The organism is Mesorhizobium sp. WSM4307, from assembly GCF_007003945.1.
In the GTDB taxonomy this organism is placed as follows: Bacteria; Pseudomonadota; Alphaproteobacteria; order Rhizobiales; family Rhizobiaceae; genus Mesorhizobium.
This window is the reverse complement of the sequence record NZ_VFTB01000018.1, coordinates 37,931-51,658: the sequence shown is the minus strand read 5'-3', so window position 1 is coordinate 51,658 and position 13,728 is coordinate 37,931. Positions and strand designations below refer to the sequence as shown.

Annotated in this window: 15 protein-coding genes; 6 read left to right on the top strand and 9 right to left on the bottom strand. The window is 62.9% G+C overall.

Features of this window, described 5'->3' with window-relative positions; translation table 11 throughout:
* Window positions 1-34: 34 nt before the first annotated feature.
* The 4 genes from FJV83_RS32810 to FJV83_RS32795 all read right to left on the bottom strand — a co-directional run bounded on the left by FJV83_RS32810 (window position 35) and on the right by FJV83_RS32795 (window position 3,035).
* Window positions 35-418 carry a hypothetical protein gene (locus FJV83_RS32810; protein ID WP_095791476.1) on the bottom strand — a complete coding sequence of 128 codons (384 nt, stop codon included), beginning with the start codon at window positions 416-418 and terminating at the stop codon, window positions 35-37.
* Between the two features lie 122 nt (window positions 419-540).
* Complete coding sequence (locus FJV83_RS32805) at window positions 541-1,170, bottom strand: SDR family oxidoreductase (RefSeq protein ID WP_142884834.1); 630 nt, start codon at window positions 1,168-1,170, stop codon at window positions 541-543.
* Window position 1,171: 1 nt separating this feature from the next.
* Window positions 1,172-2,122, bottom strand: a complete 951-nt coding sequence (locus FJV83_RS32800) for an alpha/beta hydrolase (protein WP_095770246.1) — start codon at window positions 2,120-2,122, stop codon at window positions 1,172-1,174.
* A gap of 34 nt (window positions 2,123-2,156) precedes the next feature.
* Window positions 2,157-3,035: an NmrA/HSCARG family protein gene (locus FJV83_RS32795; protein WP_095788235.1), complete on the bottom strand. Its 879-nt coding sequence runs from the start codon at window positions 3,033-3,035 to the stop codon at window positions 2,157-2,159.
* 104 nt (window positions 3,036-3,139) lie between these two features.
* Between FJV83_RS32795 and FJV83_RS32790 the strand changes: the two genes are divergently transcribed.
* A complete protein-coding gene (locus FJV83_RS32790; protein WP_142884649.1) occupies window positions 3,140-4,036 on the top strand; it encodes a LysR family transcriptional regulator in 897 nt (298 codons plus the stop codon).
* Between the two features lie 258 nt (window positions 4,037-4,294).
* Here FJV83_RS32790 and FJV83_RS32785 read toward each other — a convergent pair whose 3' ends face one another.
* Both FJV83_RS32785 and FJV83_RS32780 read right to left on the bottom strand, forming a co-directional pair.
* Entirely contained in the window at window positions 4,295-4,861 is a 567-nt protein-coding gene (locus FJV83_RS32785) for a DUF2569 family protein (RefSeq protein WP_142884650.1), read from the bottom strand.
* A 112-nt stretch (window positions 4,862-4,973) separates the two neighbouring features.
* Window positions 4,974-5,588, bottom strand: a complete 615-nt coding sequence (locus tag FJV83_RS32780) for a TetR/AcrR family transcriptional regulator (protein WP_095770250.1) — start codon at window positions 5,586-5,588, stop codon at window positions 4,974-4,976.
* 91 nt (window positions 5,589-5,679) lie between these two features.
* Here FJV83_RS32780 and FJV83_RS32775 point away from each other — a divergent pair, with 91 nt between their 5' ends.
* The 5 genes from FJV83_RS32775 (at window position 5,680) to FJV83_RS32755 (ending at window position 10,301) form a co-directional block, all read left to right on the top strand.
* Window positions 5,680-6,771 (top strand): spermidine/putrescine ABC transporter substrate-binding protein, encoded by a 1,092-nt coding sequence (locus FJV83_RS32775; protein WP_142878398.1) that lies wholly within the window; start codon window positions 5,680-5,682, stop codon window positions 6,769-6,771.
* Between the two features lie 121 nt (window positions 6,772-6,892).
* Window positions 6,893-7,693 carry an ABC transporter permease gene (locus tag FJV83_RS32770; RefSeq protein WP_210248197.1) on the top strand — a complete coding sequence of 267 codons (801 nt, stop codon included), beginning with the start codon at window positions 6,893-6,895 and terminating at the stop codon, window positions 7,691-7,693.
* Window position 7,694: 1 nt separating this feature from the next.
* Window positions 7,695-8,477: an ABC transporter permease gene (locus FJV83_RS32765; RefSeq protein WP_142884651.1), complete on the top strand. Its 783-nt coding sequence runs from the start codon at window positions 7,695-7,697 to the stop codon at window positions 8,475-8,477.
* Entirely contained in the window at window positions 8,474-9,538 is a 1,065-nt protein-coding gene (locus FJV83_RS32760) for an ABC transporter ATP-binding protein (protein ID WP_095791484.1), read from the top strand. The genes FJV83_RS32765 and FJV83_RS32760 overlap by 4 nt, the downstream gene beginning before the upstream one ends.
* A 1-nt stretch (window position 9,539) precedes the next feature.
* Window positions 9,540-10,301 (top strand): MBL fold metallo-hydrolase, encoded by a 762-nt coding sequence (locus tag FJV83_RS32755; protein WP_142884652.1) that lies wholly within the window; start codon window positions 9,540-9,542, stop codon window positions 10,299-10,301.
* Between the two features lie 6 nt (window positions 10,302-10,307).
* Here FJV83_RS32755 and FJV83_RS32750 read toward each other — a convergent pair whose 3' ends face one another.
* The 3 genes from FJV83_RS32750 to FJV83_RS32740 form a co-directional block, all read right to left on the bottom strand.
* Window positions 10,308-11,033 carry a TetR/AcrR family transcriptional regulator gene (locus FJV83_RS32750; RefSeq protein WP_245437688.1) on the bottom strand — a complete coding sequence of 242 codons (726 nt, stop codon included), beginning with the start codon at window positions 11,031-11,033 and terminating at the stop codon, window positions 10,308-10,310.
* Between the two features lie 64 nt (window positions 11,034-11,097).
* The gene (locus tag FJV83_RS32745; RefSeq protein ID WP_142884653.1) at window positions 11,098-12,525 is read right to left on the bottom strand and encodes an amidase; all 1,428 of its coding nucleotides are present in this window, start codon (window positions 12,523-12,525) and stop codon (window positions 11,098-11,100) included.
* 96 nt (window positions 12,526-12,621) lie between these two features.
* Entirely contained in the window at window positions 12,622-13,656 is a 1,035-nt protein-coding gene (locus FJV83_RS32740) for an extracellular solute-binding protein (RefSeq protein ID WP_142884654.1), read from the bottom strand.
* Window positions 13,657-13,728: the final 72 nt, after the last annotated feature.

Sequence of the window (13,728 nt, the reverse complement as noted above, 5' to 3'; positions counted from 1 at the left end):
ACAGGCCATCAAGGATTAGCCGATGCGCTGCCCGTCAACCCATTGGGAGCTGACGGGCGGCGGCATCTGCGGTGTCCTCGGGTCTCGTGTTGAAGGCTATCGCGGCGTTCGGCGCCGCCTTGTGGATGATGTTCACCACGGTTTCGAACAACAGTAGGCTCTTAGGCGGCAGCCTGAGGCCGCCTCCAATCACCACGCAATCATACGCACCATCGCCCAGAGCTCTCTTGAGGTCAGCAAATCCGGCGGCATCGGGCGTGATCATGCAGGTATCGCCCTGCCACCCCCGTTCCTCAATCTTCGCCACGCCCAAAGCGATCCCGGCGTTGATCTTTTCGGCATTAAAGCCGGGCGGCAATGACGGGTCCGAGAAGTCAACTGTTTCAGGTTTCTGGCCGACAAATAGTATTCGCGTCATTGGAATTCTCCATAAAGTTTCGGGGTTCGGAAAGTGGGATATCGTTCGGGGGCAAGGCTTGCCGCCTCAATGCGCCGACCGTCAAGGATATCCATCCAGTCAGGGGCACGCCCTTGTGACCTTCACCAAGCGATCAGGGGCGATTTGCGCAGCCACGTATCCGCAGTGAGTTGCTGAACAACGAAATCCGCGACATCGGCTCGGGCGATCGTCCCGCCATGTACGCCTGACAGATCGGTCAACGCCTTGATGCGACCGCGCGAAGGCTTGTCGTTGAGCACCATCGGCCGGACGATGGTCCAGTCGAGCGTGCTGCCCCTGATCGCATCTTCCTGCCGATCCTTGTCTTCATAGACCTTCCGCAGCATCAGGGGCAGGAACAACCGGTCGAAGAAGAAACCGCCATGGCCGCGGCTGTCGCCGGCGCCGAGGCCAGTGATGCACACCAGCCGACGGATGTTCTGCTGCTCCATAGCGCCGACCAGCGCGCGCGTCGCCGTTGAGAGCAAGGTCACCTCCCGGAACGGGCTCATGGCGGTGCCCAATGAACTGACGACGGCGTCACAACCAGCGATGGCGCGAGTTAGCGCGGCGGTATCGCGGGCGTCGCCTTCGACGAGCTCGGCGCCGGTGAGGTCCTTGGCCTTTGCCTTGGAACGAACGAGGGCTACGACGTTGTGTCCCTCTGCGATGGCCTTAGCGACGATCAGCCGGCCGGTTGCGCCAGTGGCGCCCAATACCAGAATTTTCATTTCAAGCCCCCGAAGCTGTGCTGTTGGATGGGGAAGTATCGACGAGCCGCTGGCGGAGGAAGTCAACGATGGCGTCCACCGAGCGCTCGGCCGCGAGAAAGTGGCCGAGGGAAGACTGGAAGACATGTGGCATGCCCTGCCAGACCGACAGCGTGACCTCCACCCCTGCCGCCCTCGCCCGGTCGGCGTAGCGCACGGAATCCGCGAGCAGCAATTCGTCATCTCCGACATCGATCCGGATCGGCGGCAGGCCGTTCAGCCGAGCATAGAGCGGTGATGCCTTCGGGTTCTTCGCATCCTGGCCCTGAAGATACATGTCCGCGAAGCCCTGGAGCACGCCGCCCGTGAAGATCGGGTCCGCCTCCGCCCTGGTCTCGAGGCTGTCACCGGTGAGCGCAAGGTCAGTCCAGGGCGACATCACCGCTGCGCCGACTGGTTGCACCGTGCCGTTCGTTTTGTCGGCAGCGAGGACCGACAGCAGCGACAGCGTCAAACCGCCGCCAGCAGAGTCACCTACAACCACGATCCGTTCGGCGCCGTCCGCAACGAGACCGCGATAGACGGCGACCGCATCGTCGATGGCTGCCGGGAATGGGTATTCGGGTGCGAGCCGATAGTCAGGGACAAAGGTATCGGCGCCGACACGTGATGCGATCTGACCCGCGAAGTTGGTGAGCGCCTCGGCTGAGCCGAGCACATAGCCACCACCATGAAGATAGAGGATGTGCGCGCCCGATCGTGCACTCACCGGCCGAAGCCAGAAGCCGGCAATGCCTCCGACCGTCGCAGCCTCGACCTGGACATCCGCCGCAGCGGGTGTTGCGGCAAACATGGCGTCGAACATCGGTCGCGCCTCGGGACCGAGTTTCTCACCCTTATGGGCCGAGGCCGCCTGTCGCATCGCGGCTACCGCAGGAGCATCTTCAGGCGAGAGGGGATGGATCGTCATCATGGCAGGTCTCCTTGGTTGGGGGTAAAGTGCGGGCTCAGCCCTTCGCCCACTGGGAGGCGGCATCCCTGGCAAAAGCGGCATAGGAGCGGGGGGCGTGGCCGAGCAGTTTGGTCAAGCGCTCGATGTCGTCAGAGGTCGCCACCGCGCCTTCCGTCTGATACCGGCTGAACATCAGGCGCAGGTCGAGCGCATGCCAGGCCGGCAGCATGGTCTTCGTACGCTGCTCCATGACGACGAGATCGTCGCCGCCATGGCGGATCGCGCGGCCGAGGGCCTCGCTCCAGATGGTGGCGATGCCGTCGCCGGTCAGACTGTCCGGACCAACCAGGGCGTAGGTCTCGCGGCCGAGCGGCGTGGCGGACTGTTCACGGCGGACCAACTCGATCGCTGCGGCCTCGCCGATGTCGCGGATATCGACCATCGAGACGCCTTTCTTGCCGATCGGCGAGCCATAAATGCCGGTCTTCAGCAGTCCGTCCTTCTGGCGAAGATCGTTCTGGATGAAGTAGGCGGGACGCAGGATCGTCGCGGGCAGGTCGAGCGCATCGATCATGTGTTCGACCGTGTACTTGCCCGCAAAATGCGGCACGTCAGCATAGCCGTCGCCGCCGAAGACCGAGAGATAGACGATGCCTTTGACGCCGGCCTCTCGGGCGACCGTCAGGGTGAGCATGGCCTGGGTCAATTCATCGGCGACGTTCGGGGCGAGCAGGAACAGTGTGCTGACACCTTGCAGTGCCGCGCGCACCGAATCCGGGTCGGCGAGGTCACCGCGGACCGCGGTCACGCCCGAGGGCAGTTGCGCTGTTTCAGGAGAGCGCGTCAGCGCGCGGACCTCGACGTTTCGCCCCTGTAGGTGGGCCAGGACTTGGGACCCGATGGTCCCGGTGCTTCCGGTTACCAAAATAGCCATTGTGAAAACTCCTGTTTGTGCGTGTCGAGGGGAAAGATAAACGTTCCAATCTTGAGTGGGAGGTGGCATGATCGGAACAGGTCGTCTCAATATTGGAACATGTCATGGATCTAGAAGCCTTGGCCGATTTCAATCTCGTTGCCGCCCACGGCGGTTTCGGCCGGGCCGGTCGCATCTCCGGCCGATCCAAGGCGACATTGTCGCGCCATGTGAGCGAACTCGAACATAGCCTCGGCGTGAGGCTGATCGAGCGTGGGTCCCAGAGCCTGCGACTGACGGACGAAGGGCGAGCGCTTTACGAGCGCACGGACGGATTGATGGCGGAAATCGCGGAGGCGGGAGAGGCGATTGTCTTGGGTGCGTCGACCCCGAGAGGCAGGCTGCGGATAAGCGCTCCCGTGGTTTTCGCGCATGTGGCGCTTCCCATGATCGGCACTCGTTTCGCTCTCGCCTATCCGGAGGTCAAGCTTGAGATTGTTGCCGAGGATCGCAAGGTCGATCCGGTCGAGGATGGCTACGACCTTGTAATCCGGATCGATCCTTCACCGGATGAACGGCTCATCGGTCGCCGTTTTCTCAATGACGAGCGGCTGATTGTTGCCTTGCCGGACATGCCGCGCCCTCAGCCGGTGCCGGGCGGCAGACCGAGTCCGGTAAAGGCCGTTTTGCTGAGCGCAACGTCGCTGAACGTGGTTTGGCGCATCAAATCCGATTCTGAGGACGAAATCCTTTTGAAGCCCGAGCCAATCCTGCGCTTCTCGTCTCTGCTGATGGTGCGCGATGCCGTTCTGGCTGGTGCGGGCGCGGCATTGCTTCCGAAGCTTCTTGTCGCAGGCGATATCGAGGCGGGCCGCCTTGTTTGTTGGGGAACTGATGCCGGTCCGCCTGTCGAGATCTGGGCGCTCCAAAGTTCGCGACGGCTTATCGGTGCGAAGGTTCGCGCTTTCCTGGATGTGATGGAGAGGGCATTTCCCACCAAAACTTTCGTTCCTGCAACCTGAACAAGAACCTGTCCCGCCGGCCAGGCGCCTCCCCGTTTTAGGATGAAGACGGTTTCCCGGCACGGCCATACTGGCGTGGTGTACAGTCCATAACCTCTTAAAGGCTGTGCTGAACGCGCTTTTGGTTTGTAAACCGAAGGTCGGCGGTTCGATCCCGTCCGGGGCACTAGCAGCGCAACGCTTATGTCGGCTATAGTCGCTTCGACAGGCCGCCCCACCAAGCCTTGTTGAACGCGCTCTCGCAGCATTGCGCGCCTTCTACGAAGCGTTCGCGATCTGGGCGGATGCCCTGACCGTGGTGAACGTGTTGCGTACCCTGACGGATCTGTAGACGTAAGCCACCCAGAGTCCGGCCAGGACAAACGAGGCCATAGACGTCGCAATTGCGTTTCCGGTGACCACTTGCCCGACCGGAACCCCGAAAACCGTGGAAACCAAGGCTGCGTCCAGGATGAAGACCACCGGGATTGCAAGCCATTGGGCGAGGAACAACTGCTTGAACCAAGGGCTCCGCCTCAGCATGGCAACGACCACCACCAGTTGCAGCACCAGAAACGCCAGCAGCAGGGCACTCTCGCCATAGACCACCATGGGTCCGTTCGGCACCAGCATGAGCTGGTTGTAGCCATCGCTCGAGGACCCTATTGCGACAAGCGTGCGCAATGGCGACAAGGATTGACCGATCGCGAGAAGCATTAGCCATCCTCCGAACCCGACGGGATCCGCCGGATTCTGCGAGGGCTTGATGGCGGATCGAACCGCAAAGAAGACGGGGACGCCGATCAGCAACAGAAGGATTGCCCAATGCCAGGTGGAAAACTGCATTCACCCCTCCCCTAAAAATGCACCCAGGGGTTGTATCAGATTTCGGATTCGACTCAAGAGGGTTGAGCCGCGACTTGGTCCCAAAATCGATTCTGCTGCCTGTTCCTGACAATCACACCCCGATCGCCGCCACCAGAATCCGGTTTTGCCGGCGTACCGCCGCGCGCAGTTCCGCGATCTTCGCCTCGTCGCGCTTCACGAATTCGATGAACATCATGTTCATGTTGTTGAAGATCAGTTCTCCGAGTGCCGCGCCGTCTATGTCCTGGCGCGCCAGCCCGATTTCCTGCAGCCGGGCGATCAGCGCGCGGATCTGTTCGGTGAGCGAGCGGTCAAGCGCGGTGTAGGCCTGGCCGAACGGGCTGTCGGGAAGCTGCGTCGAGATCGCCATGGCCTGCCGCCACATCTCCTTGCTGAGATAGTGCAGCGAATGCTCGATATAGATGCCGATCAGCGTGTCCAGCGCATCGCCGACATTGGCCGGCGGCCTGGCGACGACACCGCGCCCGGCATTGAGCACCTCGTTGACCTCCAGCGAAACGATGGCGCCCAGGATGTCGCCCTTGTTCTCATAGTAATTGTAGATCGTGCCGATCGACACTTCCGCCTGCGCGGCGATCGCCTCGATCTTGGCGCCCTCGTAGCCGGCCTCGCGGAAAAGCGCCGCCGCCGCCTCGATGATGCGCCTGTGCCGGTCCGCCTTTTGCCTTGCCCGCAATCCGCTCATAGCTGCCTCTTGCCACAAAAACAGAATTGACTCAATTTTAGAATTGGTTCAATTTTTTGCAAGAAGCCACAAAGGCAAGGGAGAACACTCGATGTCCGTCAAATCCGCATCCGGGAATCCGCTTTCCATCCTGAAGCGCCATCTGCACGCCGCCTGTGCCGCCACGGCCCTGCTGCTTGGCGCGGGCACCCTCGCCGAGGCCGCCGATCTCAACGCCCTGATCTGGTGCGACCATTCCGATCCGGCCCTGCTGCAGCCCTTCGAAGAGGCCAACAACGTCAAGGTCAACGTCAAGGAGTTTGAGGGCACCGGCGCCGGCCTCGCCATCGTCGAGCAGTCGCAGCCCGGCGACTGGGACGTGATGGTGATCGACTCGATCGACGTGCCGCGCGGCGTCGAAAAGGGCCTGTTCGAGCCACTGCCCGAGGACAAGCTGCCCTTCGCCGACCTCTTCGCGCAAGTGAAAATGGACGGCTCCACCGTGGTCGGCGGCAAGCGCTACGGCATCACCGAAAAGTTCGGCTACAACACGATCGGCTTCAACAAGACCAAGGTCGATCCGGCCGACATGCAGTCCATGGCATCGCTGACCAGCGACAAATACAAGGGCAAGGTCGCCATCTACGACTATTACCTGCCGGTCATCGGCATGGCGGCACTCGCCATCGGCAAGAAGACGGCCGAGCTGACCGAAGCCGACCTGCCCGCCCTCAAGGACGAGCTTCTCAAGATGAAGGCCAACGCCAAGCTGGTCGGCGAAGTGACCGCCAGCCAGACGGCGCTTGCCACGGGCGAGGTCGACATATTGGTCGGCGGCGGCGAATGGGTGACGGCGGGGCTGGCCAAGGAGAACCCGGCGCTTGACTTCTCCATCCCCAAGGAGGGTGCGGTGCTGTGGTCGCAGTCTCTGGCCATGTTCAAGGATTCCAAGAACAAGGACATGGCGCTCAAATTCATCCAGTACATTATGAGCCCGGAAGGCCAGGCGCGCCTTGCGACCTCGTCCTGCTATTGGGGCATGCCCGCCAACGCCAAGGCGGCGCTGACCGACGATCAGAAGAAGGTGCTGCGTTTCGACGAGCAGCCGGGCTTCCTCGCCCGCGCCCAGGCCTATCCGGCGCCGAACGCCGATCTCGACAAGAAGATGCAGGACATGTGGACCGAAATGCTGCAGGCGAAGTGATCGGTTGCCGCTCGTGAGTTCAAGCGGGAACAGCAGACGTGCCCTGCCCCGGGCGGGCCGTGCCCTGCCCCGGGCAGGCCGCGCCCTGCCCCGGGCGGGCCGCGCCCTGCCCTGGGCGCTGGTGACACCGGCGCTCGGCTGGACGCTGTTGTTCTTCGTGCTGCCCTTCATCGCCATGGGGTTTTCGAGCCTCACGGCGCATGAAGGCGGCGGTTTCACGCTTTCCAACTACAGCCAGTTCTTCACCAACCCCTCCTATTGGCAGGCAATGGTGAACTCGCTGGAGGTGACGGCAATCGTCACCGTGGTTTCGGTGCTGCTCGCCTATCCCTTCGCCTGGATCCTCGCCGAACAGGTGCCGGAACGCTGGCAACGGCTGGCGCTGATGCTGGCCGTGCTGCCGTTCTGGACGTCCTATGTCGTGCGTTCCTATTCCTGGCTGCTGGTGCTGGCGCAGAACGGCGTCATCAACCGCGCGCTCACCGGTTCCGGCCTCATCACCGAGCCGCTGCAGCTCGCCAACACGCGGCTGGCCACCGTCACCGGCTTCGTGCACTTCTTCGTCATGCTGCTGACGCTGACCATTTTCGCCAACCTCAAGCAGCTCAGCCCGAGCTACCGCAAGGCCGCCGCCGATCTCGGCGCTGGGCCGGTGCGCACCTTCATGCATGTCATCCTGCCGCTGACCTTGCCGGGCATCATGGTCGGCGCCTTCCTCACCTTCGTGCTGTGCATTGGCGATTACATCACGCCGCAGATCCTGGGCGGCAACAACGAGCTTTTGATGCCGCAGCTGGTGATGATGCAGATCGGCCGGCGCGGCGACTTTCCGCTGGCCTCGGCGCTGTCGATCATCCTGATGGCGGTGGTCACCTTCGCCTACCTCGCCTGCGCCCGCTGGCTGAAGATCGAGCGGGCCTGAGATGCGCCAGCTGGTCCGCGTCGTTTCCTGGGTCTACGCGCTTGCCGTCTACGGCTTCATCTTCCTCCCGGTGGTGGTGCTGGTGCTGTTCTCGCTGCAGGCGACGTCCTTCCCCATTCCGCCCTTCACCGGCCCGTCGCTGCGCTGGTATGAGGCGGTGCTCTCGGATGTCAGGCTGACCTCGGCGCTGGTCAATTCGCTGCTGGTGGCGTCGATTTCCTCGGCCACCGCCGTCACGCTCGGCTTCCTCTGCGCCTGGGGTTTCGCACGCTTCGTGCTGCCGGGCTCCGGCCTGCTGCGCGGGCTGATCACGCTGCCGCTGACGGTCAGCTATCTCATCATCGGTATGGGGCTTTTGGTGCTGTTCAACTGGGCCGGCGTACCGAAATCGCTACTTGCCGCCGGCATCGGCCATGTCGTGATCAATCTGCCGCTGTGCTTTGCCATCATCTACAGCCAGATGGGCGACCACCAGATCAACATCGAGCGCGCCGCGCGCGATCTCGGCGCGCCGGAATGGAAGGTGCTGCTGCTCATTGCCGTACCGGTGATGGCCCCGGCCATCTTCGCCGGCTTCTTCCTGTCGATGACCTTCTCCTGGGATGAGTTCGTGATCTCCTTCCTGCTGACCCGCTTCGACACCACGCTGCCGGTGGAAATCTGGAACCTGTTGCGCTCGGGCCTCAACCCGAAAACCAACGCCGTCGGGTCGCTGGTCTTCGCCGTTTCCATCGTGCTGGTCGTGCTGTTCGAACTGACATTGCTGCGCCGGAGAAAAGCATGACCGCGCCTCTGGTCGACATCCGCGCCGTCTCGCACCGTTTCGGGCAGCTGGCCGTGCTGAAGAACGTGTCGCTGCGGATCGAGCCCGGCAGCTACACCATCCTGCTTGGGCCATCGGGCTCGGGCAAGACGACGCTGTTGTCCATCCTGGGCGGCTTCGTCATGCCCAGCGAAGGCAAGGTGTTCATTCGCGGCGAGGATTGCACCGCGGTGCCGCCGGCCAGGCGCCCGACAACGACCGTGTTCCAGGACTATGCGCTGTTCCCGCATATGAGCGTCGGCGGCAATGTCGGCTTTGGGCTGCGCATGCAGGGCGTCGACGGCACGACGCGGGCCGCAAAGGCGCGCGAGGCGCTGGCGCTGGTTGGGCTGGCCTCCGCCTTCGACAAGAAGCCGCACCAGCTCTCCGGCGGCCAGCGGCAGCGCGTGGCGCTGGCGCGGGCGCTGGTCATCGAGCCGGCGGTGCTGCTGCTCGACGAGCCGCTCGGCGCGCTTGATCTGAAATTGCGCCGGCAGATGCAGGACGAGTTGAAGGCGATCCAGAAGCGCGTCGGCACCGCCTTCATCCATGTCACGCACGACCAGGAAGAAGCGATGGCGCTGGCCGACCATTGCGTGGTGATGAATGACGGCCGCATCGAGGACGAAGGGCCGCCCGAGCGCGTCTATGCCAGGCCGGCGACGCGTTTTTCGGCGACCTTCATGGGCGAAAGCACGATCCTTGCCGGCAAAGTCACGGAAGCCGGGGACAGGACAAGCACCGTCTCGACGCCGGCCGGCCCGGTTTTGGTGCGCAGCGCCTTGCCCGTGGGCTCAGCCGTTGCACTGGCCATCCGGCCGGAGCATCTCATGCTCGGCGGAGCCGCCGGCACCGCAAGCCTCGGCATGGCGAAAGTGAGCGATGTCGTCTTCCAGGGCAGTTTCAAGCGCGTGCTTGCCGCCTCCGTCGAAGACCCCTCGCTGCAGTTCATCGCCAAGCTGCCGGCGACCGCCACCCTCCAATCCGGCGACACGGTTGCCGTTTCGTGCGATACCGACCAGATCATCGTCTTGGCGGACTGAAATGGGATCTCTTCCGGTCATCGACGCACCAGACTGGTACGAGACCATCCGCATGGCCGACGGCGTCACGCTGATCCATGAGCCATGGATCAAACCGTTCTTCCGCTGCAACATCTGGCATGTGCGCGGCCGCGACCGTGACCTTCTGTTCGACACCGGCCTCGGCCATTTCAGCCTGCGCACACATGTGCGGCTGGTCACGGAACGCAAGCTGACCTGCGTCGCCAGCCATACGCATTTCGACCATATTGGCTGCCATCACGAATTTCCCGACCGCTGCGTGCACCGGGCCGAAGCAAAAATCCTCGCCGATCCACGCAACGAATGGACGGTGGCTGACCGCTATGCGACCGACGATATGTTCGATGGATTGCCGCAGGGCTGGGAGTCGTCCCGCTACCGGATCCAGCCTGCCCCGGCCGACCGTCTCCTCGAACATGGCGACATCGTCGATCTCGGCGACCGCGCCTTCGAGGTGATCCACACACCGGGCCATTCACCCGGAGGCATCGCGCTCTACGAGAAGAAGACCGGCATACTGCTGTCTGGTGACATCATCTATGACGGCCCGCTGATCGACGACGTCTATCACTCGGATATTCCAGACTACATGGCGACGCTGCTCGCCATGCGCGAGCTCGACGTCTCGGTCGTGCATGGCGGCCATTTCCCGAGCTTCGGCAAGGTGCGCTACCGCCAGCTGATCGACGAGTATCTGGCGCAGAAACGCCAAGCCGGCTGCCATCTGCGGCCGCGGCCCTGAGAACAGCTACGGCATCAATTCGAAATGCCGCGGAAATGCCTGATGCAACAGGAGCAGCATGGTCTTGCGCAGCACATTGGTGTCGCGGCTCGAAGGGTTCAGATGATCCCAGTACCATGCGCCGTGAACCAGATAATTCAGGCTCTCCGACAAGGTGTCGATGTCGACGCCGGTGTAGCCGCCGCTGCGCGAAATCTCGATGAGCAGTTCGCGCGCTTCGGCGGTGTAGGCGAGATCGCTCGGCAGGCCGATCTCATTGTAGATCTGCATGCTCTTGCGGTCGCTTGAGAACACGACAAAGACCGACACCCATTTGGGATGCTGCCGGGCGAAACGCTGGGCACAATCGACGGCGCCCAGCAGCCTTTCGACCGGCGACAGGCCGGGCGCCCGCACCAGGCTGATCCACAGCGCATCATACTGGTCGCTGAGATACTGAAGCACGGCCCGGAACAGGTTTTCCTTGCTGCGAAAATGAAAGACGACCAGCGCGTTGGACGAGCCGACATGTTCGGCGATGCGCTGCATGGTGAGGCTCGCAAGGCCCTCCTCCGCGATGAGCTCGATGGTGGCGTCGATGATGCGCTGCACGCTGGCTTCGCCGCGCTCGCGCCGGCGGTCCTTGGGCGGCGCGGCATCGTTTGCCGCGCCCTTGGTCGTCGCGAGCTTGCGTTTCTCTGGCTTTGCGGTTGCCTTGCGTTGCGCCATTTTCGTCAGGCCTTTCGGACCCATGGCGGAGATATCCCGCCACATAGATTGCCTTGCCATATGGCACGCCGGCTCATCGCGAAATCGCTCAGAGCGATGGGCGCGTCCCGGTGCTCCCATACCATTGCCCCCGGGCCGTTTCATAGGCCAGTCCGGCCCGGAAGACATCGGCATCGCTATAGGTGCGGCCGACGATCTGGATGCCTGTCGGCACGCCGCTTGCGGCGTGGCCCGACGGTATGGACAGAACAGGGCAACGGCTCAGCATGTTGAACGGCGTCGTCATCACCCAGCCCAGCGAGGGGTTCACCTCCCTGCCGTTGATTTCGACCGTGTCCCTGGTCTGGTCGAACTCCGCCGGCACCGCGGGCAGCGCGTTTGTCGGGCAGATCAGCACATCGTGGGTCTCCAGCAGCGGGCCGAGCGTCTGGTACATCCTGGCCGCCACGTCCAGCGTCGCGACGAAGTCGGTGGCCTTGGACTTTTGCCCGTCCTCGGCAAACCGCCGGGCATAGCTGGTCATGTCGCTGGCGTGCTCGGCAAGCAGTTGCGACAGCGACGCGCCGAACAGGTGCTCGAGATAGGCCATCCCGGCCTTGAGCACCCCGTCGTCCCAGCCAAGATCGACTTCCTCGACCGTCGCGCCGAGCGAACGGAACACATCGCAGGCGGCGAGCGTATTCTTGCGCACGTCGGGGTCGACCTCGAAGGAACCGAGATCCATGGAAAAGGCTATTCTCCAGCCTTTGATCGGCTTGTAGTCGAGCGGTAGGCGCAGCTTGGGGCGCAGCGTGGCGATGTCGAGCGGGCTCGGTCCGGCCATGACGTTCTGCAGCAGGATGGCATCCCTGACATTTCGCGCCAGCGGCCCGGTGTGGCAGTAGAAATCGAGGTTGAAGGGCGGCTCGTCGGGATTGCGACCGTAAGGCGGCTTGTAGCCGACGAGACCGCAGGCCGAGGCCGGAATGCGGATCGATCCGGCAATGTCCGAACCGGTGGCGATCGATGATGTTCCGGAAGCGAGCGTTGCCGCAGCGCCGCCCGAAGAGCCGCCCGGCGTGAAATCGCGATTCCACGGATTGCGCGTCACCCCCCACCGCTTCGACCAGGTGTATCCGGCACAACTGAATTCTGGCGTCGCCGTGCGAGCATGCACGATGCCGCCGGCCCTCATGATGCGCTCGTTCATCGTCGAGGTGTGGCCGCCTATGGCGTCCCTGGACAGCAGCGAGCCATGCGAGGTCGGCTTGCCCTTGATGTAGCTCTCATCCTTGATGCCGATCGGCAGGCCTTCCAGCGCGCCGGTCCTGGCGCCCCTGGCGTATTTCGCCTCGGCCCGGGCGGCCAGCTTCATCGCTTCCTCGAAATGCGTGAAGGTGAAGCAGTTGATCGCCGATCTGGTGGCTTCGGCGCGGCGAATGGTAGCCTGCATCAGTTCGACGGGCGAGAGTTTCTTTGCCTTGAACAGCCGCAGCGCCTCGTGGGCCGGCATGTAGCAGAGGTCGAGATCGGACATCGGAAATCTCCCGCGATCGCGAGACCGCTCCTGGCATGAAGGGTGCCGGACCGCGGGTCGCGGCCCGGTGACTGTGGTTGGGTTGGTCCGGCGACGCTATTTCTGAAGGTCGGTCCAGATCTTCGTGTAGAGCGCCTGCACATCCGATGGACAGGCCGGCATGAACTGGCCCTTGGCGGCAAATTCAGCCGGAACGTCCACTTCCGGCGCCGTCTTCATGTCGTCCGGCATGAAAGCGTCGGAGCCCTTGATGGCGTTGGCGTAGCGGGCGAAAGCCGAGATCATCGCGGCGTTCTTGGGATCCATGATGAAGTTCTGGAACAGCTTGGCGTTCTCGACGTTCTTGGCGTCCTTGAGAACGGCGACATTGTCCATCCAGATCGGAAACCCTTCCTTGGGGTAGCCGTAAACGATCTTGTCGTTTTGCAGCCGCTCGCGCAGCGATATGCCGTTCCAGTTGACGCCGGCGGCGATGTCGCCTCGGCCCAGGCCGTCGACGGCCGCGTAGTCGAGCGAAAGCCATTTCGCCTTCGCCTCGACCAGCTTGTCGTGCACCTTCTTCAGCACCTGCATGTCGTTGGTGCAATATTTGCCGCCCTCATAGGCGATGGCGAGGAACATGATGTCCCCCATCTCGGGCACGACATTGATCTTGCCGACAAGCTCCGGCGGCGGGTCGAGGAAGATCGCCGAGGTGTTCGGATCGCCGGAATAGACCGACTTGTTCACCGAAATGCCTGTCGTGCCCCACTGCCACGGAACCGTGTATTTGCGGCCCGGATCGAAGGGAACATCGACCCATCGCGGATCGACATTCTTGAAATTCTCCATCTTGTTGGGGTCGGTCTCCAGGAGCAGACCTTCGCTGATCCAGACCGGCACGACGCTGGCCGACGGCACGACGATGTCATAGCCGGACGCGCCCTGGCGGACCTTGGCCAATGCGGTGTCGTTGGAATCATAGTCGGTGACCGTGACCTTGACCTTGTAGGTCTCCTCGAACTTCTTGATCAGGTCCGGGCTGGTGTAGTTGCCCCAATTGTAGATGTTGAGTTCGCCATCGGCGCGGGCAACGCCGGCTGCGGCGAGCAGCGAAAGCCCGACGGCCGCCGCGGTCAGTTTCCAGTTCATGCTAGTGCTCCCATTTTTGGGACCGGCTGCGTCGCCGCCTCGGTCCGTCTCCTGCTGATGAACAAGCGTGGC

Coding starts and splice junctions, on each gene's coding strand:
- FJV83_RS32810 (WP_095791476.1), bottom strand. CDS start 418: ATGACGCGAATACTATTTGTCGGCCAGAAACCTGAAACAGTTGACTTC.
- FJV83_RS32805 (WP_142884834.1), bottom strand. CDS start 1,170: ATGAAAATTCTGGTATTGGGCGCCACTGGCGCAACCGGCCGGCTGATC.
- FJV83_RS32800 (WP_095770246.1), bottom strand. CDS start 2,122: ATGATGACGATCCATCCCCTCTCGCCTGAAGATGCTCCTGCGGTAGCC.
- FJV83_RS32795 (WP_095788235.1), bottom strand. CDS start 3,035: ATGGCTATTTTGGTAACCGGAAGCACCGGGACCATCGGGTCCCAAGTC.
- FJV83_RS32790 (WP_142884649.1), top strand. CDS start 3,140: ATGGATCTAGAAGCCTTGGCCGATTTCAATCTCGTTGCCGCCCACGGC.
- FJV83_RS32785 (WP_142884650.1), bottom strand. CDS start 4,861: ATGCAGTTTTCCACCTGGCATTGGGCAATCCTTCTGTTGCTGATCGGC.
- FJV83_RS32780 (WP_095770250.1), bottom strand. CDS start 5,588: ATGAGCGGATTGCGGGCAAGGCAAAAGGCGGACCGGCACAGGCGCATC.
- FJV83_RS32775 (WP_142878398.1), top strand. CDS start 5,680: ATGTCCGTCAAATCCGCATCCGGGAATCCGCTTTCCATCCTGAAGCGC.
- FJV83_RS32765 (WP_142884651.1), top strand. CDS start 7,695: ATGCGCCAGCTGGTCCGCGTCGTTTCCTGGGTCTACGCGCTTGCCGTC.
- FJV83_RS32760 (WP_095791484.1), top strand. CDS start 8,474: ATGACCGCGCCTCTGGTCGACATCCGCGCCGTCTCGCACCGTTTCGGG.
- FJV83_RS32755 (WP_142884652.1), top strand. CDS start 9,540: ATGGGATCTCTTCCGGTCATCGACGCACCAGACTGGTACGAGACCATC.
- FJV83_RS32750 (WP_245437688.1), bottom strand. CDS start 11,033: ATGGGTCCGAAAGGCCTGACGAAAATGGCGCAACGCAAGGCAACCGCA.
- FJV83_RS32745 (WP_142884653.1), bottom strand. CDS start 12,525: ATGTCCGATCTCGACCTCTGCTACATGCCGGCCCACGAGGCGCTGCGG.
- FJV83_RS32740 (WP_142884654.1), bottom strand. CDS start 13,656: ATGAACTGGAAACTGACCGCGGCGGCCGTCGGGCTTTCGCTGCTCGCC.